This window comes from Pseudomonas sp. GL-R-19 (genome assembly GCF_019956375.1).
GTDB lineage: Bacteria > Pseudomonadota > Gammaproteobacteria > Pseudomonadales > Pseudomonadaceae > Aquipseudomonas.
The window spans coordinates 1-18,425 of the sequence record NZ_JAHBDJ010000021.1 but is presented as its reverse complement, the minus strand read 5'-3'; the positions used below and the strand labels follow the sequence as shown (position 1 = coordinate 18,425).

The 18,425-nt window shown below is 60.8% G+C and carries 16 protein-coding genes; 6 read left to right on the top strand and 10 right to left on the bottom strand.

Features of this window, described 5'->3' with window-relative positions:
• The first annotated feature begins 3 nt into the window (after window positions 1–3).
• Complete coding sequence (locus tag KGA83_RS12350) at window positions 4–936, top strand: DMT family transporter (RefSeq protein WP_223529826.1); 933 nt, start codon at window positions 4–6, stop codon at window positions 934–936.
• Here KGA83_RS12350 and KGA83_RS12345 read toward each other — a convergent pair.
• Window positions 881–2,062 carry an MFS transporter gene (locus tag KGA83_RS12345; RefSeq protein WP_223529824.1) on the bottom strand — a complete coding sequence of 394 codons (1,182 nt, stop codon included), beginning with the start codon at window positions 2,060–2,062 and terminating at the stop codon, window positions 881–883. The genes KGA83_RS12350 and KGA83_RS12345 overlap by 56 nt on opposite strands.
• 104 nt (window positions 2,063–2,166) lie before the next feature.
• On the opposite strand from KGA83_RS12345, the gene ptrR reads away from it, so the two are divergent.
• A complete protein-coding gene (gene ptrR, locus KGA83_RS12340; RefSeq protein WP_108218565.1) occupies window positions 2,167–3,060 on the top strand; it encodes a putrescine utilization regulator PtrR in 894 nt (297 codons plus the stop codon).
• 135 nt (window positions 3,061–3,195) lie between these two features.
• Window positions 3,196–3,324 (top strand): PA1414 family protein, encoded by a 129-nt coding sequence (locus KGA83_RS29830; protein ID WP_007972508.1) that lies wholly within the window; start codon window positions 3,196–3,198, stop codon window positions 3,322–3,324.
• 197 nt (window positions 3,325–3,521) lie between these two features.
• Here the strand turns inward: KGA83_RS29830 and KGA83_RS12335 are convergent, their stop codons facing one another.
• The 6 genes from KGA83_RS12335 to speB all read right to left on the bottom strand — a co-directional run bounded on the left by KGA83_RS12335 (window position 3,522) and on the right by speB (window position 9,216).
• Window positions 3,522–3,773, bottom strand: a complete 252-nt coding sequence (locus KGA83_RS12335) for a phosphopantetheine-containing protein (RefSeq protein ID WP_108218566.1) — start codon at window positions 3,771–3,773, stop codon at window positions 3,522–3,524.
• A 72-nt stretch (window positions 3,774–3,845) separates the two neighbouring features.
• The gene (locus tag KGA83_RS12330; protein ID WP_108218567.1) at window positions 3,846–4,571 is read right to left on the bottom strand and encodes an MBL fold metallo-hydrolase; all 726 of its coding nucleotides are present in this window, start codon (window positions 4,569–4,571) and stop codon (window positions 3,846–3,848) included.
• A gap of 84 nt (window positions 4,572–4,655) precedes the next feature.
• The gene (locus tag KGA83_RS12325) at window positions 4,656–6,035 is read right to left on the bottom strand and encodes a sodium:solute symporter (protein WP_108218568.1); all 1,380 of its coding nucleotides are present in this window, start codon (window positions 6,033–6,035) and stop codon (window positions 4,656–4,658) included.
• A 231-nt stretch (window positions 6,036–6,266) separates the two neighbouring features.
• Window positions 6,267–7,778, bottom strand: a complete 1,512-nt coding sequence (locus tag KGA83_RS12320; protein ID WP_223529822.1) for a purine-cytosine permease family protein — start codon at window positions 7,776–7,778, stop codon at window positions 6,267–6,269.
• A gap of 55 nt (window positions 7,779–7,833) precedes the next feature.
• A complete protein-coding gene (locus KGA83_RS12315) occupies window positions 7,834–8,256 on the bottom strand; it encodes a YybH family protein (RefSeq protein ID WP_223529820.1) in 423 nt (140 codons plus the stop codon).
• A 9-nt stretch (window positions 8,257–8,265) separates the two neighbouring features.
• A complete protein-coding gene (gene speB / locus KGA83_RS12310) occupies window positions 8,266–9,216 on the bottom strand; it encodes an agmatinase (protein WP_108218570.1) in 951 nt (316 codons plus the stop codon).
• Window positions 9,217–9,571: 355 nt separating this feature from the next.
• On the opposite strand from speB, the gene KGA83_RS12305 reads away from it, so the two are divergent.
• The gene (locus KGA83_RS12305) at window positions 9,572–10,465 is read left to right on the top strand and encodes a LysR family transcriptional regulator (protein ID WP_218432376.1); all 894 of its coding nucleotides are present in this window, start codon (window positions 9,572–9,574) and stop codon (window positions 10,463–10,465) included.
• 4 nt (window positions 10,466–10,469) lie between these two features.
• Window positions 10,470–11,063 carry a tRNA-uridine aminocarboxypropyltransferase gene (locus tag KGA83_RS12300; protein WP_108218572.1) on the top strand — a complete coding sequence of 198 codons (594 nt, stop codon included), beginning with the start codon at window positions 10,470–10,472 and terminating at the stop codon, window positions 11,061–11,063.
• 100 nt (window positions 11,064–11,163) lie between these two features.
• On the opposite strand, the gene KGA83_RS12295 is transcribed toward KGA83_RS12300, so the two are convergent.
• From KGA83_RS12295 to KGA83_RS12285, 3 genes are all read right to left on the bottom strand, one after another.
• Entirely contained in the window at window positions 11,164–12,519 is a 1,356-nt protein-coding gene (locus KGA83_RS12295; protein ID WP_223529818.1) for an HlyD family type I secretion periplasmic adaptor subunit, read from the bottom strand.
• A 9-nt stretch (window positions 12,520–12,528) separates the two neighbouring features.
• A complete protein-coding gene (locus tag KGA83_RS12290) occupies window positions 12,529–14,688 on the bottom strand; it encodes a type I secretion system permease/ATPase (protein ID WP_223529816.1) in 2,160 nt (719 codons plus the stop codon).
• Window positions 14,689–14,836: 148 nt separating this feature from the next.
• Window positions 14,837–16,201 (bottom strand): TolC family outer membrane protein, encoded by a 1,365-nt coding sequence (locus KGA83_RS12285; protein ID WP_108218575.1) that lies wholly within the window; start codon window positions 16,199–16,201, stop codon window positions 14,837–14,839.
• Window positions 16,202–16,789: 588 nt separating this feature from the next.
• Between KGA83_RS12285 and KGA83_RS12280 the strand changes: the two genes are divergently transcribed.
• Window positions 16,790–18,425 (top strand): retention module-containing protein (locus KGA83_RS12280; protein WP_223529814.1); only part of this gene is annotated, 1,636 nt, incomplete at its 3' end.

The window sequence follows — 18,425 nt, the reverse complement described above, 5'->3', positions numbered from 1 at the left end:
CCGGTGAGCGGCACCCGGCGCAGCGCCGACGGGTTTGCCCTGCAAGTGATGCTCGGGTTGTGCCTGGTCTGGGGCGTTCAACAAGTAATGATCAAGTGGGCGGCGGCCGATATCGCGCCGGTGATGCAGGCGGCCGGACGTTCCGGCATGTCGGCGTTGCTGGTCGGGCTGCTGATTTGCTGGAAGGGCGGCTGGAACCAGGTGGGTACGACATGGCGCGGCGGTCTGTTGGCCGGTGCCTTGTTCGGCCTGGAGTTCTTCTTCATTTCCGAAGGCCTGCAACTGACCACGGCGGCGCACATGTCGGTGTTCCTTTACACCGCGCCGATCTTCACCGCATTGGGTGTGCACTGGTTGCTGCCCAGTGAGCGTTTGCGCCCGTTGCAATGGCTGGGGATTGTCCTGGCCTTTGTCGGAATTGCCATCGCCTTTGCCGGCGGGGTGTCCTGGGACAACCTTGATTACCGCATGTTGATGGGCGATGCCCTGGGTGTGCTGGCGGGCGCGGCTTGGGGCGCGACCACGGTAGTGGTGCGCGCCTCGCGCCTGTCGGAAGCGCCGGTGACCCTGACGCTGTTCTATCAGTTGATTGTCGGCTTCTTCGGCTTGTTGTTGATTGCGCTGCTCAGCGGCCAGATCACCCATGTCAGCCTGACCAGCGTGGCGGTCGCCAGTGTGCTGTTCCAGGGCGTGGTCGTGTCGTTCTTCAGTTACCTGATCTGGTTCTGGCTACTGCGCCGTTACCTGGCGGCCAACATCGCGGTGTTTTCGTTCATGACGCCATTGTTCGGCGTCACGTTCGGTGTGGTGCTGCTGGGCGAGGAACTGAGCCTGAACTTCGTCATCGGTGCAGTGCTGGTGTTGACGGGCATCACCTTTGTCAGCGCTGAGCAGTGGCTGCGCCGTCGTTTGCGCAAAGCCCTCGGTCAGCACTGACCGGCGCGAGCAACAGACCGCCGGCGATCAACAGACCGCAGCCGGCGACCACCAGTGCCGGCTGCAAACCGCCACTGAAATGACTGCTCAGCGCCGCCAGCAATGGCCCGCTCAGTTGGCCCACGGCGAAGCAGGCCGTCAGCAGGCCGGCATTGCGCTGGGTAGCGTGGGGCGCCAGTTCCCGGGAGCGTTGCATCACCAGTTGCATGCAAGCCAGGAATGGCGTGCCGCACAGGATCACACCCAACGCCAGACCTGGCCCGTTACCCAGCAGGCAGGCGAACACGCCAGCGGCTTGCAGCCATAACGTCGCCATCAACCAGTGGCGTGTTGCTCCCGGTCTTTGGCGACGCAGACTCACCAGCACCACACCCGTGGCAGCCGCCAGGCCAAAGCACGGCCAGAACAGGTCGGCCTGCCATTGGCCATGGAATTGCGCGTTGGCCATCTGCGACAGAAAGGTCGCCGGGATGATGTAGCCCAATCCGTACAAGCCATAGATCCAGCCCAGACGACCGATGCCTTGGGTGTGCGATGCGTTGACGCTGGGCGCAGCAGTCGTGGTGGCGCCCGGTTGTGGCAGGAATGGCAGGATCCCCAGCAGTATCGCCAGCCCTGTGGCGGCGTACACCAGCCATAAGGTAGCGGAGGTCTGGCCCAGCAGATTCGAGCCCAAGGCCAGTAAACCTGTCAGAAAAATCCCCAAACCTGGTCCGGCGAAGACCAGGGCGCCTAATCGTGGGCGACCGGCCGCTGCCGCGAGCGGCTGGCTCAGGGCAGTGATCATCACCAGCACCCAGGCGCTGGCCACACCGGTGCCGAAGCGCAGCAGCAGGTGCGACCAGAAACCATTGGCCCAGAACGACGCCAGGGTCAGCAGTACGCAGAGCCATAACCCGCCGAGCAAGCGCCGGCGCACTTGCGGTGGACGCCGGGAGAACATGGCGTCCACCGCACCAATGAAATACCCGAGGTAGTTGGCAGCGGCAATCAGCCCGGCGGCGGTCAGGTCGATCTGACCTTCGCTGAGCAGGTGCGGCAGTTGCGGTGTCAGGGCAAAGCGGCCGATGCCCATGGCCATCATCAGGGCAACGAAACTGGCGAATAAGCGAATCAAGGGAGACATGGTCTGGATTCCGTTCAGAGGATCGATGACCGTCAGGCTAGGACTGGTTGACTTTCTTTAAAAATGAATAATAGTGAGCAACTTGTTCTTTTTTGGAGAGTGTCGTGGAGTTCAGCCAATTGCGCATCTTCCAGGCGGTGGCGCAAGAAGGGTCCATAACCCGAGCCGCCGAACGGCTGCATCGAGTGCCGTCGAACCTGTCGACCCGGCTCAAACAGCTGGAGGAGCAACTGGGTGTCGAACTGTTCCTGCGCGAGCGTCAGCGCTTGCAGTTGTCGCCTGCGGGAAAAGTCCTGCTGGACTACACCGCCAAGCTGTTTGCCTTGCGCGACGAAGCCAGCGCGGCAGTGCAGGGCGGGCAACCGGCGGGCGACTTCGTGCTCGGCACCATGTACAGCACAGCGGCGATTCATCTTCCGCGGCTATTGGCGCGCTACCACCGCCTGTATCCGGCCGTGAACCTGCAAGTGCAATCCGGACCCAGCGGTGAATTGCTCGAAGGCCTGCTCACCGGCCGACTCGATGCGGCACTGGTGGATGGCCCCATGGAACTGGCCGGGCTCGACGGGGTGCCCTTGTGCGACGAGCGCCTGGTGCTGATCAGCGAGGCCGATCATCCGCCCGTGCGCAGCGCACTGGATGTGCAAGGTCGTTCGGTGTTCACCTTTCGCCAGGGCTGCTCCTACCGCATGCGCCTGGAGGCCTGGTTCGCCCATGACCACGCGGCCATGGGCCGGGCGATGGAGATCGAGTCCTATCCGGGGATGCTGGCGTGTGTGATTGCCGGTTCCGGTGTGGCGCTGATGTCGCAGGCGATGCTCGCCAGCCTGCCGGGCCGTGAGAGTGTGGCGGTGCATCCGCTGGCCGAGCCGTTCGCCAGCGCTACCACCTGGCTGATGTGGCGCAAGGGCATGGTCGGGGCCAACCTGAATGCCTGGATCGAGCAGCAGCAGGTGGTTTTTCCGCCGGCACCGGTGCAGGCGCAGGAAATTGCCTGAACACAGGCTGATTGTGATGGATTCAGTAACAGATCGTTGCGACTTTGCGCGAGCATTGCGTAGGACTTCGGACTATTATCTGTGCGAAGGGGCTACAGAATTTTGGCCGCTCGGCACTACCCTGAAGGGGGCACCATGAAAGAGAAAATTCAAAACTGGCTGCATGACCTGGGCGTGGCTCTCGGTTTGATCGAGCCGCCTCTGCAACCCGTGCCAGTTCGTACTGACGACGAACAGCGCCGACGCCAGCAGCGTCGCCGGTAACGGCTGATGTTATCTGACTGATGAGGGGCTTGCTGTGGCGAGGGAGCTTGTCGGATCGCCGCACCGTCCCGCTGGGCTGCGAAGCGGCCCCAAGGTGCACGTTTGCAGGTTTTTACGAGTGCTGCGCACTCGAGCGGGAGCAAGCTCCCTCGCCACATAGGTTGCGTCGTTGTTAGGGGCGCACCTGGCGATCAGTCTCAATACCGCCCAATCTCCAGCAAAAACCGGCTCAAATCATTCGCCGTCCTGGCGGTCTTGAGCATCCGGTCTTCCCTGGCGGTCAACGCCGTCACACCCAGTTCATCTTCCAGATGGAAGATCAGCTCTTCGATATCTTCTTTATCCAATCCCAATTGCGCCAGGCTGACGTTGTCGTCGAAGTCATCCCGGCCTTCCAGCAGGCGGCTGATGTAGCGGTGCACGACAGCACGAACGGCAGCTTTTTTCATGAGCGCTCTTCGAGGAGGAGGCGGTTTTATTCTCTGTGCCGGAGCAGTTACTGCCGTTGAGTACAGCAGGCTTTAGCCGTGTGAGCGCTGCCATTCGTCAATCATGTTGCGCAAATATTCCCCGGAAAAACTGCCGAAATGTCCACCATGCACCGTACGGATCGGCAGCGCGTGCAAGCGTTGCAGGCTGCGGGCGTAATCATCGAGGTTGGAATGGTAGGCGTCTTCGACCAGCGGGCCGTCGTAGATGATGTCGCCGCTGAACAAAGTCTCGGTGGCGGCTTCGTACAGGCAGATGCCACCCGGCGAGTGTCCCGGTGTGTGCACGACCTGCAACACCCGATTGCCCAGGTCCAGCACATCTCCATCTTCGATAAACCCTGTGGCCGGTGCCGCTTTGACCCGGTATTCGGCGTAGCATAGCGGGCAATCGGGGTGGGCTTCGAACATGTCGTCGCCGACAAAGGCTTTGCTCAGGTCGTTGTCGCCATCGGGCGCGGCGAGAATGTCCGCCTCGGCCGGATGCACCAGGCGCTCGGTGAATTCGTGATGACCGGCGATGTGATCGAAATGGCAATGGCTGGCCACCGCCACCAGCGGCCGTTCGGTGATCCACGGCAGTTGCTCGCGCAGGCTGACCAGGCCCGAGCCGCTGTCCAGCAGCAGGTCTTTGTCACTACCCTGGATGTGCCAGAGGTTGCAGCGGTAGAAGGGGCGGATGTACGGCTCGTGAATCAGACGGATGCCGTCACTGAGATGTTTCACTTCGAACCACTGGTCGCGAGAAACAATCTTCATAAATGTTTTCTCCAGACGAAAAAAAACGAGTATGGCAACCGACGCCACACTCGTCGAAGAAAAAGTCATTCCATTCTTTTCAGTTTAGGTAGCGCTGGCCACAGTCACCGGGCGACGGGACAGCAGGCTGACCAACACGAAGCTCACCAGGCTGACACCGAGACTGAAGTAGATCGGCGAGTTGGCATCCATTCCGTCCTTGAACATGAATATCAGGGCGGTAATGAAGCCCAATGCCATGGCGGCGATTGCACCGGCCGTGGTGGCGCGTTTCCAGAAGATCGCCCCCATCAGCGGGATCAGCATGCCGCCTACCAGCAGGTTGTAGGCCAGAGTCAGCGCGCTGATGACGTCATTGACCACCAATGCGATGCCCAGCACGACAATGCCGGTCAGCAGGGTAAACAAGCGGTTGGTAGCAATGTTCGACTCTTTGCCTCCGCGCAACTTTGGCAGCAGGTCTTCGGTCAAGGTGGTGGACGCAGCCAGCAAGCCGGCGCTGGCGGTGGACATCATGGCCGCCAGGGCCGCAGCGATCACCAGGCCACGGATGCCGTCCGGCAGCGAGACTTTGACGATAGCGGCGAAGGCATTGTTGACATTGTCCAGGTCCGGGATCAGCACGTGTGCAGCCATACCGATCAGTGCGCAAACCAGGCCATAGATGATGCAGTAGATACCGGCCGAAGTACCGGCGTACTTGGCAACTTTCTCGCTGCGCGCGGTGAATACCCGTTGCCAGATGTCCTGGCCGATCAGGATGCCGAAGAAGTAGATCATGAAGTAGGTGATGATGGTGTCCCAGCCAATGCTGGTGAAGCTGAAGCTCGCAGCCGGTAGTTGGGCAACCAGTTGATCCCAACCACCCACGCGGTACAGGCAGATCGGCAGTAGCAGGAACATCAGGCCGACGGTCTGGATACCGAACTGCACAATATCGGTCAGGGTCAGCGACCACATGCCGCCGATGGTCGAGTAGATGACGACGATACCGCCACCCACCAGTACAGAGACCCAGAATGGCAGGTCGAACAGTACTTGCAGTACGGTGCCAATGGCCAGGATTGAAACCACGCCGATCATCAGGGCGTAGGCCAGCATGATAGTCGCACTGGCGGTGCGGGCCATTGGGTTATAGCGTTTTTCCAGCACCTGGGTGACGGTGAACACCTTCAGTTTCAGCAATGGTTTGGCGAGGAACAGGTTCAGCGCAATGATCCCGCAACCCAGTGCGGCGCAGAGCCAGAAACCGGAGATGCCATGCACGTAACCCAGACGCACGGTGCCCACGGTGGACGCACCGCCCAGGACGGTGGCGGCCATGGTGCCCATGTACAGGCTCGGGCCGAGGTTACGACCGGCGACCAGGTAGTCCTCGTGGGTCTTGGCCTTGCGCATGCCGTAGTAGCCGAGTATCAGCATCGCGGCGGCGTAGATGAGTACGACGAATAAATCCAAAGCCATTATGGCGTTTCTCCGATTGTCTTTTTTATGGTGGAACTAAAACTGCAGTGATGGAAAAGAACCCCATTGTGGCGAGGGAGCTTGCTCCCGCCGGGCTGCGAAGCAGCCCCAAACCCTGCAAAGGCATTTCTTCAGGAGAAACCCATTAGCCTGTTTTGCGACTGCTTCGCAGTCGAGCGGGAGCAAGCTCCCTCGCCACAGAGGTCACCTCATGGCCCTGTCTTCAAAAAATCAGGCGGCTTGACGCATCGCCGGTTTAGCGAGCGAATCCGTGCTCTTGCTGCGTGAATCGTTCGGGCCGAACACTTCGCGCGCTTCCGGGAACAGGCTCAGCAGCGCCAGGTACACCACCGAGGCCAGGCCCAGGGTCACTGGCAGGCTGATGTCGATACCACCGGCCATTTCGCCCAGCGGCCCGACAAACTGCCCCGGCAGGTTCACAAAGCACAGGCCGACGGCCGCGCTCGGGATCCAGGCGCCCAGGCCACGCCAGTTCCAGCCGTGGGTGAACCAGTAACGGCCACCTTTCTCGCCGCGGGTGAACACTTGCAGGTCATCCGGGCAGTAGAAGCCGCGACGCACCAGCAGGCCGATGATCATGATCACCATCCACGGGGTGGTGCAGGTGATGATCAGCACGGCGAAGGTCGACACGCTCTGCACCAGGTTGGCCGCGAAGCGCCCGATGAAGATGAAGGCAATCGACATCACGCCGATCAGCAGCGTGGCCTTGACCCGTGACAGTACACGTGGGAACACGCTGGACATGTCCAGGCCGGTGCCGTACAGCGAAGTGGTGCCGGTGGACATGCCGCCGATCACCGCGATCAGGCACACCGGCAGGAAGAACCAGCCAGGCGATACCGCCAGCAGACCGCCGACATAGTTGTTGGCTGCGATGTAGTCCGACGCCTTGATCGCCACGATGGTCGCGGTGGTCAGGCCGAACAGGAACGGGATGAACGTCGCGATCTGCGAAATCACCACCGCCGCCATGATGCGGCGCTTGGAGGTGTCACGCGGGATGTAGCGCGACCAGTCGCCGAGGAACGCACCGAAGGAAATCGGGTTGCTCATGGCCACCAGCGCAGCACCGATAAAGGCAGCCCAGAAACCGGGTTGGCCCATGTTGACGGTGCCGGCGTAGTTCGCATCGAAGGGACCGGCGAAAGCGAAGACACCCAGCAGGAACAGCAGGCTGGCGCTCCACACCGCGATCTTGTTGACCCACAGCAGAAAACGAAAGCCATAGATGCATACGGTCAGTACCAGAATCGCGAACAGACCATAGGCCAGGCCCAGGGTCAGGTCGGTTTCCGGCAGGCCGATCAGGCGTTTGGCGCCACCGATCAGCGCATCACCCGAACTCCACACCGAGAGCGAGAAGAAGGCGATGGCGGTTAACAGCGACAGGAACGAACCGACGATCCGCCCGTGCACGCCGAAGTGCGCACCGGAAGACACGGCGTTGTTCGTGCCATTGATCGGGCCGAACAGGCCCATTGGCGCGAGGATCAGCGAACCCAGCAATACGCCCAGCACAATCGCCCAGACGCCCGCCTGGAAAGACAGGCCGAACAGCACCGGGAAACTGCCAAGAACGGCGGTGGCGAAGGTGTTGGAACCACCGAAAATCATCCTGAACAAGTCCGTCGGGCTTGCGGTGCGTTCGTTGTCCGGGATCTGTTCGACCCCGTGGGTTTCAATTTGCGTAAGGCTTTGGTCTTTGTTGTTGTTATTCATGATCAGCTCCGATCATAAAGACGCGCTCATCAAACGTGAGCGTCACCTGTGTTGGCTAAGGGGGTGGCAGCCCTTCCGGCATCGCGGACAAATGTTCGTGGCAGGCCAGCCATAGGCCTTGTTGTTCTTGGCCAGACGCTTGTTTCTTGAAAACAATCGTCTCGCGCTCCTGGCTGAAGTGTTGCTCCCCTTGCATGCGCAACTCGGTGGTCACGTCATGGATGAAAATCGCCACGTCACCCTGCAGGCTGACGAAAGCGTTGCTTGAGGTGCACGAAAGCACCTCGAAGCCATCCTCGGCGCGCCAGTTGTCCCACAGCGCCTGATAGGCGTCGCGCGACAGCAGGGGCTGTTCGAGGGTGTAGAAGACGAAGCTGGCATCGGCACTGAACGCGCCGAAGTAGGCTTCGCGATCGTTACGGGCAAAAGCGGACACCAGATCGGCGGCGGCTTTCAGAACCTGATCACGTTCGTTCATGACCGATCCTCAGCGGTGGACTACGCCAGGCAGTACGCAGAGCATTTCGTACAGCAGGTTGGCGGCCAGCAGCGAGGTGTTACCGGTGGTGTCATAAGCGGGCGAGACTTCTACCAGATCGCAACCGACCAGGTCGAGGCCCTGGCAGCCACGAACGATCTCGATCGCCTGAATGGTCGTCAGACCACCGATTTCCGGAGTGCCGGTGCCCGGTGCCCAGGCTGGGTCGATGCCGTCGATGTCAAAGCTGAGGTAGACAGGACCGCCGCCGACTTTCTCGCGGACTTCAGCCATCAAGGGCTCCAGCGATTTGTGCCAGCACTCTTCGGCCTGAACCACACGGAAGCCCTGTTTGCGGCTCCAGTTGAAGTCGTCAGCGGTGTAGCCCTGGGCGCGCAGGCCAATCTGCACGACACGGTCCGGATCCAGCAAGCCTTCTTCAACGGCGCGACGGAAGGTGGTGCCGTGGGCGATTTTCTCGCCGAACATGTGGTCGTTCACATCGGCGTGAGCGTCGATGTGCACCAGACCGACCTTGCCGTGCTTCTTATGGATGGCACGCAGGATCGGCAGGGTGATGGTGTGGTCGCCGCCCAGGGTCAGGGGGATCACGTTGTGTTCGAGGATGTCGTCGTAGGCTTCTTCGATGATGCGTACGGCGTCCAGCAGGTTGAAGGTGTTGATCGCCACATCGCCGATGTCGGCAACCGACAGCGAGTCGAACGGCGCAGCACCGGTGGCCATGTTGTAAGGACGGATCATCACCGATTCGGTGCGGATATCGCGAGGCCCGAAGCGGGTGCCAGGGCGCAGAGAGGTGCCGATGTCCAGTGGCACACCTACGAAGGCAGCGTCCAGGCCGGCAGCGGTGTTCAAATGGGGGAGTCGCATCATGGTGGCGATGCCGCCGAAGCGCGGCATTTCGTTGCCGCCCAGTGGCTGGTGAAGAATCTTGTCCACGGGTAGGACCTCATCGTCGTTGTTTTAATTATTCAGGTAAGCCGTACACGGGAGTACGGGCGAACCTTGTGGCGCCGATTCTGCGAAATGTAGTGGCCGGGAAGAATCGCTATGGGCAAATACTTAGTTCAGATTTTTCTAAACTAATGTGCGCGAGGTCGATAGACTTCACTGCAACACGAAAGCTGCAGATAAACCTGTAGGAGCTGCCGCAGGCTGCGATCTTTTGATTTTCAGCGGTCTTCAGCGATCTCAGACCGCACAGAGTCAAGATCAAAAGATCGCAGCCTGCGGCAGCTCCTACCTGGCTGTAGCCAGAGCCAGCTGAAATTCGAGCGGTGTTTGGAGAGCCCCAATGGCCAACGCTTTACCTGACCTGAAACTATTGCGCATCTTCGTCAGCGTGGTGCGCCATCAGGGCTTCGCCAATGCCCAGCAGGAGCTCAATCTCTCGACGTCGGCCATCAGCACCTACATGAGCCAGCTCGAAGCGGCTCTTGGCCTGGTGCTGTGCCATCGTGGTCGTGGCGGTTTCAGCCTGACCAGCAAGGGCGAGCTGTTCCATCAGGAAACCCTGCGCCTGTTGGGCGAGCTCGAAGGCTTCGAGCAGTACGCTGCCGCCCTCAAGGGTGAGTTGCGCGGTACCTTGAATCTCGGGGTAATCGATTCCACTGTCAGCGACAAGGCCCTGCCGTTCGCCGAAGCCATCGGCGCCTACAGCCAGGAACACCCGGCCGTGCACTTGCACCTGTCGGTGATGAGCCCTTACGAATTGCAACTCGGCGTGCAGGACAACCGTCTCGACCTGGCCATCGGCGCATTTTCCACGCGCATGAGCGGTCTGGTGTACATGCCGCTGTACCGTGAACAACACTGGTTGTATTGCAGCTCGCGGCATCCACTGTTCAACGAGCGGCGTATTCCCGAGCAAGTCATCACCCAGCAGCGCATGGTCGGCCGTGGCTACTGGAGCCAGGCTGAACTGGCGCGTCACGGCTTCAAACACAGCGCCGCGACCGTGGAAAGTATGGAAGCCCAGTTGATTCTGGTGCTGTCCGGCGCCTACATCGGTTACCTGCCGGAGCACTACGCCCAGGCCTGGGCCGACAAGGGGGACTTACGGGTGTTGCTGCCGGCGACCTTCGGTTATCAAGCGCCGTTCTCGATGATCGTGCGTCGGGGGCGTAGCCGCGAGCCGCTGATCCAGACGTTCCGCGACTTGCTTAAAGCCCAACTGAATCAGGCCTGAGAAGATGTCCAGAATCCAGTGCCCGCGCTGCCTGCGCCCGCAAAGCCACTGCCTGTGCCCATTGATCCCAAGCCTCGACAGCCGCACCCGGGTGTTGCTGTTGCAGCATCCGAGCGAAGTGAGCCATGCGCTGAATACGGCGCGGCTGGCGGCGTTGGGCTTGAACAATGCCGAGTTGATCGTGGGGGAAGTGTTCGAGGACTTGCCGACGTTGTTGAGTCAGCCGGGGTATCGGGCGCGGTTGTTGTTTCCCGGTGACGATGCGCAGCCGATGCAAGCCTGTGCCGCGACAGACGAACCGCTGTTGCTGGTGGTCCCGGACGGCACCTGGCGCAAAGCGCGCAAGATGTTGCACCTCAACCCGTTGCTGGCGGCGTTGCCGAGGGTGACGCTGGCCGAAGGCGGAGTGTCCCGTTATCGGCTGCGCAAGGCGCCGGGGCCGGGAGCGTTATCGACGGTGGAGGCGATTGTGCAAGCGCTGGAAACCCTCGAGGCGCCGACTTCGTTTGCGCCGTTGTTGAAGCCGTTCGAGGCGTTGATCGAGGGGCAGATCGCGGCGATGGGGGAGGAGGTTTACCAGCGTAATCACGGTGGTTAAAGATCAAAAGATCGCCCGAGCGCGAACCAAGCCTTCGGCAGCTCCTACAGGTAATACGCGATCCCCTGTAGGAGCTGCCGAAGGCTGCGATCATTTGATCTTACCTTTCCCGCATCGCCTCGGTCCGCGCCTTCAACACCGGTTTAAGCAAGTAATCCAGCACCGTTTTCTCCCCGGTAATGATGTCCACCGTTGCCACCATCCCCGGGATGATCAGCAGCGGTTTCACATCCCCGCCCAGATGGTTTTTATCGGTACGCACCTGAATCAGATAGAAGCTGTTGCCCTTGTCGTCGGTGATGGTGTCGGCGCCGATCAATTCCAGCTTGGCGCTCAGGCCGCCGTAAATGGTGTAGTCATAGGCACTGAACTTGACCATGGCTTTCTGGCCCGGATGCAGGAATGCAACGTCCTGCGGGCGGACCTTGGCTTCGATCAGCAGGTTGTCTTCCAGCGGCACGATTTCCACCATGTCACTGCCGGGCTGGACCACGCCGCCGATGGTGTTGACCTTCAACACCTTGATGATGCCGTGAACCGGGGAGACCACGGTGGTACGGGTCACGCGGTCGTCGATGGCGATGCTCGATGCCGTGATTTTCGACAGGTCGGTGCGTTTCTCGTTCAGTTCTTTGGCAGCTTCCGAGCGGAAGGTCTGTTCCGACTCATCGATCTTGCTTTTGATCTCGTTGATCGCCGATTCCGCCCGGGGAATCGCCAGGGTGGTGGCGTTCAACGAGCCACGTATTTCCACCGCGCTGCGCTTGAGGCGCAGGATTTCCACCGGTGACACCGCACCCGTGCCTACCAGCGGCGTGGACATGTTCATTTCCTGTTGCAGCAGCGCCAGGCTTGAACTGAATTGACCCTGCTTCGAGCGGAACTCCGCCAACTCCTGGGTTTTTTGCCGAAGTTGCTCGGTCAGGGTGCGCTGCTCGCTGGCCAGTCGGCGTTGCCGCTGCTCGTACAGCGAGCGCTCGTCTTCTGCCACTTGCGGAGCCTTGGCGATCACTTCTTCTGACAGCTTGAACGGCCGGCCTTCGGCTTCGGCCGAAAGCCGTTCGACCTGCGCGGTCAATGCATAGCGATCGGCTTCGCTTTCGCCCTTGTTCGACAGGTAGCGGGTGTCATCCAGGCGCAGCAAGGTGTCGCCCTTGTTCACCATTTGTCCTTCACGGACGAAAATTTCAGTGACGATGCCGCCCTCCAGGTTCTGGATCACCTGGACTTTGCTCGACGGAATCGCCTTGCCTTCGCCCATGGTCACTTCCTGCAACACGGCGAATCTGGCCCAGACCAGTGCGCTGATCACCAGCGCGGCGGCCAGCCACACGGTGATGCGCGACCAGCGCGGTGAGTCTTGCAACGAGGCGCCGGCGGTTTCCGGCATGAACTCGGTTTCGGCACTTTTGTTGAAACTGTCAAAGTAGCCACGGGATCCTTGATCGGCAGACATGGACGACTCCTAGACGGCCGCAGAGCCGACACGGCCCTTGCGCAGTGCATCGATGACCGCTTCTTTCGGGCCGTCGGCGACGATCCGTCCGTTGTCCAGCACCACCAACCGGTCCACCAGGCTCAGCATTGAGGTGCGGTGGGTCACCAGCAGGAGAGTTTTGCCCTGGACCCAGCCGTGAAGTTTTTGCCGCAGGACGTCTTCGCTGCTGTTGTCCATGGCGCTGGTGGGCTCGTCGAGCAGCATGATGGGCGGGTCGAGCAACATGGACCGGGCCATCAATACGGCTTGGCGCTGGCCGCCGGACAGCAGTTGCCCACGTTCGCCCACGGGCCGGTCGAAGCCTTGCGGGTGTTGCCGGGCCAGCTCGGTGACGCCGGTCATTTCCGCCACTTCGAGCATGCGTGAGTCGCTGATATAGCGCGCGCCGAGGGTCAGGTTGTCGCGCAGGCTGCCGGCCAGCAGCGGCAGGTCGTGGGCGACGTAACCGATTTGATGGCGCAGGTCGGCGACGTCCAGTTGTCGCAGGTCCAGGCCATCGAGCAGCAACTGGCCTTCATCCGGTTCATAGAAGCCCATCACCAGTCGCGCCAGGGTGCTTTTACCTGAGCCGCTGCGACCGATGATGCCGATACGCTCGCCGGGTTTCACACTGAAGCTGACATTGGCCAGGGCAGGAGAGCTCTGGCCGTTGTAGTGGAACGTCACCCCTACAACATCCAGCGCGCCTTGCAGTTGGGTGCGCTCCAGCGGCCGTTGTTTGGCGTCGCGTTCCTGGGGCAGGCCCATTAGCGCGTCGGTGCTTTTCATGGTCAGTTGCGCTTGCTGGTAGCGGGTGATCAGGCCGGCGATCTGCCCCAGCGGCGCCAGCACCCGACTGCCGAGCATGTAGCTGGCCACCAGGGCACCGACGCTGAGGTTGCCGGCGATGATGCTGTAGACCCCGGCGACGATGGTCGCCATGCCGGACAGTTGCTGGATGAACAGCGTGCCATTGGTAGCCAGGGCCGAGAGGTTGCGCGCGTGGCTGTCGAGGCGGGTGAGGGCGCCGTGGGTGCTTTCCCATTTGTGCTGGCGTTCGCTTTCGGCGCTGCAGGCCTTGAGGGTTTCCAGGCCGCTGAGGGTTTCGATCAACAGGGCCTGGCGTTCGGCGCCGAGGCTGAGGCTTTTCTGTACGGTGTCGCGCAGACGTACCTGGATCACCATGGCGAAAATGATTGTGATCGGAAACGCCAGGATCGGGATCACCACCAGCCAGCCACCGAGCAGGCCGATCACCAGCAGCATCAGCAGGCAGAAGGGCAGGTCGATCAGGCTGGTGAGGGTCACGGCGGTGAGAAACTCCCGCAGGCCCTGGAAGTCATGAATGCTTTGGGCGAAGCCACCGATGGTCGCCGGTCGCGCTTTCATCGCCATGCCGGTGATGCGCTCGAACAGGGTGGCCGACAGGATCACGTCGGTTTTCTTGCCGGCGGAATCCAGCAAGTGCGCGCGCACGACTCGCAGTACCAGCTCGAACGCGGTGCCGATCAGCAGACCGATCGTCAGCACCCACAAGGTCGAAGTGGCCTGGTTCGGCACTACGCGGTCGTAGGTCTGCATCACGAACAGCGGCACCATCAATCCCAGCAGGTTGATCAGGAAGCTCGCCAGGATCGCATCGCTGTACAACCATTTCGACAGCTTCAGCGTATCGCGAAACCAGGCCTGCACCCGTGGCACCAACGGCGAGCGCAGGTCTTCGAGTTCGTGGCGTGGCCGGGCAAACAATGCCTGGCCACTGTAGTGTTCGGCCAGTTCCTCAAGGCTGAGCCATTGTTCGCCGCCGTCGGCTTCGCTGGGAAGGATCAGCACCTTGCCGTCCTCGCCATACCGGCGCAGGACCGCCGTGCGGCCGTTGTCGAGCAATAGCAGTACGGGCAGATTGAGCGGGGAGATGTCTTTGAGGTCACGGCGCAGCAAGCGCGCCTGTAAACCGGCCCGGGCCGCTGCACGGGGCAGCAGGTCCAGGCTCAGGCGTTGGTGTGCCATGGGGAGCCCGGCACTCAGGCTGGCGCGACTGACCGTCGCGCCGTGGAGTTTGCAGAGGATCAGCAGACCGTCCAGAAGCGGGTCATCGAAGCTCAGGCGTGGATCGACACCGGTGTTGCCGGGTTCCATGCTGGTCATTGAATGCTCCCGTTGCTCTGCGGCAATCGACAGGTATCTGCATATCTCACTGTAGGAGCTGCCGCAGGCTGCGATCTTTTGATCTTGACTGCTCAAAAGCAAAGTCAAAAGATCGCAGCCTGCGGCAGCTCCTACACGGGTATTTCGGTTATTTCATTTCAGGCAGACGAGCTTCGTTTTTCACTTCGGTCTGGGCGATCGCGTCGGCGGGCAGTACGACCCGTTGTTTGCTCAACAACTGGCCCATGTTCGCCAGGACTCGGTACATCGAAAACTCTTCGGTGTAGCGCACTTCGGTGTAGCGACGGTTGGCATTGTAGAGTTCGTTTTCACTGTCCAGCAGGTCCAGCAGAGTCCGTTGACCGAGGCCGAATTGATCCTGGTAGGCGATGCGTACGCGTTTGCTGGTGTCGGCGTATTCACGGGCGGTCGGGGTTTGTTTCTTGGCATTGACCATGGCGTTCCAGGCCAGGTGAATGTTCTCGTTGAGCTGGCGCAGGGCATTGTTACGGATGTCCATGGCCTGGTTGATCTTGTGCGAGTCGGAGGCCAGGCGCGCCTTGTCACTGCCGCCGCGGAACAGGTTGTAGTTCATGATCACGCCGACCCGCCATTCATTGTCGTGGCCTTCGTCACCCTGCACGTTGTTGTTCGCGCCCACGGCAGCCTCGGCGTCGAGGCGTGGGTAGAACGGCGACTTGGCGACTTCGTACTGGCTTTCGGCCGATTGCACGTCGGCTTGGGCGGATTTCAGGTAAGGGTTGTTTTCCACCATGCTCTGCTGGGCTTCGGGCAGGGAGGTGGGGACTTCGCCGCGAATCGACGGCGGGGTTTCGAGTTCATCGGGCATGCGCCCCACAACGGCGTAGAAGTTCGACTCGGCGTCAGCCAGATCGACTTCGGCGGTGTCGAGGTTGTTTTCTGCCAGTGCCCGGCGAGCCGCGGACTGGTCGGCATCGGCGTTGCTGCCCACGCCGCGCTGGGTGCGCAGGCCGATCTGGTCGTTGACCCGCAAGTGCGCTTGCAGGTTGTTCTTGGCCAGTGTCACCAGTTCGCGGCGCTTGAGTACTTCGAGGTAAACCTCGGTGGTGCGCAGGGCCAGATCCTGAGCCGTCCCCTGAGCGTAATAGGCTCGCGAGTTGACCACATCCTGGGTGCGTCCGACCTCATTGGCAGTGTTGAACCCGTCAAAGAGCATTTGTCGCAGGCGCAATTCCGACTGGGTGTAGTTGAGGGTTTCGGTGTTGTGCCCGCTGGGGGTGAGCGCCCGGGTATTGGTGTTATCGCTATACGCGCGCCCGTAGGCAGCGTTCAAATCAACCGAAGGATAAAAGCCCCCTTTGGCGACCTTCACGTCCTCATCAGCCGACAGACGGCTGTCCACCCGTGATGCCAGCTCCGGGTGGGTCGCGATGGTGCTCTGGATCGCTTCAGTCAGCGTCATGGCCTGAACCTGGGACGAGCAGGCCATGGCCAAGAGAACCGCGCTGCAGAGGGGGGTTAATAGGCGCATGTTGCATCTCCCTGATTCCTGATGGTGCTTATCAGTCGCCAATTATTTGACGACATTTATAGTTAAGGTTGTTTCACATCTTTAACAAAAGAGCTAAGAACATTCTGGAGCGTAGCTAAGAAATTTTTTTCATAACCGCTATGCAAAAAAAAACTTATGCGCCCTGCAAAATCCAGCACATTGTTCAATGCGAAAGCCCTTGTTTTATGAGCTATTGGGCGCTCTACGGGTTTTAAGGAAAGTTCCAATCCACTTATCGACATAGAGCGGAGAAGTGCTGGAGGGGAGGGAGGCGAGCGATCTGGTGGCGACGGTTTTTTGTCACTTGGATGATTCAAGATCGTTACGCATCGCTCACAGGCAACGTTGTTGCGCACAGGGATCCGATGCCGTTGATTGCAGAGGGTTTTCCCCAAAATCGTAAACAGCGCCGTGAGCGACTGGCTGGGCGAGATCGTTGCCGGGGCCTCGGCTTACTCATGTAAACCGGTACCTGGAACACGATCCGCCAGACAACCTGCTTGAGCCGTGAGCACGTTCTTCGCACAAACAAGCTGCCGACAGCGGTTGGCAGCGGAGGAAGTGCACATGGCTACGCTCATCGGTATCGTCAGTAAGGTCATCGGTCAGGTGTTCGCGGTTGCGAGCGATGGCACCCGGCGTGCTTTGGTCGAAGGGGACCGGTTGTTCGCCGGCGACCAACTGAGCACCGGCGTCGAGGGCGCGGTGGCGGTGCATCTGCAAAATGGCCAGGAACTGACCCTCGGGCGCGGCAGCAGCATGCAGATGACCTCGCAGCTGCTCGCCAATCAGATTCCCCATGTGGACTCGTCCGAGGCGGTGACGCCGAGCGAAGCGCAACTGACGGATGTCGCACAGCTGCAAAAAGCCATTGCGGTCGGCGACGACCCGACCCAGACCGCTGAAGCCACCGCTGCCGGGCCTGCCACGACTACCGGTGTACCGGGTGGCATCCCGGGCAGTGGCCATAGTTTCGTCCTGCTCGAAGAAGTGGGCGGGCGAGTCGATCCGATCATCGGCTTCCCCACTGCCGGTTTCAATGGCATTCCCGAACTTCCCGAAGAGCGCCTGAACGCTAATCCGGACAACAACGTTGTAGCGGACGATGCTCCTGTGGTGCCGCCGGTGGTTCCGCAAGTGCCGAACAATCCGGTCACCTTCGACGGCCTGTCGGAGCAGAACGGTGAGCGGACCGTTAATGAAGCCAACCTGGCCGACGGTTCGGCGAGGAACGAAGGCTCGCTGACGCGAAGCGGCACCTTCACCATCAATGCGCCAGACGGGCTGAGCAGCCTCAGCATCGGCGGGATCAACTTGATCAGCGGCGGCGTGGCGGCCGGCTTCCCGCAGTCGATCACCTCCCCGCTGGGCGGCACACTGACCGTCACCAGTTACAACCCGGCCACGGGCGTGGTCAGTTACAGCTACACCCTCAACCGTGCCGAAACCCACGCAAGCGGTGAGGGCGCCAATAGCCTTGCCGAACACGTCACCGTGGTGGCCAGCGACAGCAATGGCGACAGCATTACCGGTACGCTGGATATCAGCATCATCGACGACGTGCCCAAAGCAGTCGATGACAACAATGGCACCGCCTCGGAAACCCTGCTGACCCTCAACGGCAACGTACTGAGCAACGACGTGCAAGGCGCCGACCGCGTGACGCTCGGCGAAAACACCGGCCCGATCACCCCGGGCACCTTCACCGGCACTTACGGCACCCTGGTGCTCAATGCCAATGGCACTTACACCTACACGCTGAACACCAGCGATGCCGACTTCAAAGCCCTGCACGGTGGTGGCGACGGCACCGAAACCTTCACCTATACGCTGACAGACGCCGATGGCGACAGCAGCACCGCGAACCTGGTGCTGCAGATCCACAACAACGATGACCCGGACACGATTGGCGGTTTGAGTGCTCAGGGTGCTGAACTCACCGTCTTCGAGAAAAACCTCAGCGACGGCAGTGCACCGGATGCCACGGCGCTGACTCAGAACGGCACCTTCACCGTGGTCGCGCTGGACGGTGTCACGACCCTGACCGTCGGCGGCATCGCCGTGGTCAGCGGTGGCGTGGCTGCCGGCTTCCCACAATCGATTATCACCCCGTTGGGCAGCACGCTGACCATCACCGGGTTCAACGCGGCGACCGGGGTGATCAGCTACAGCTACACCCTCAACGATAACGAAGCGCATCCGA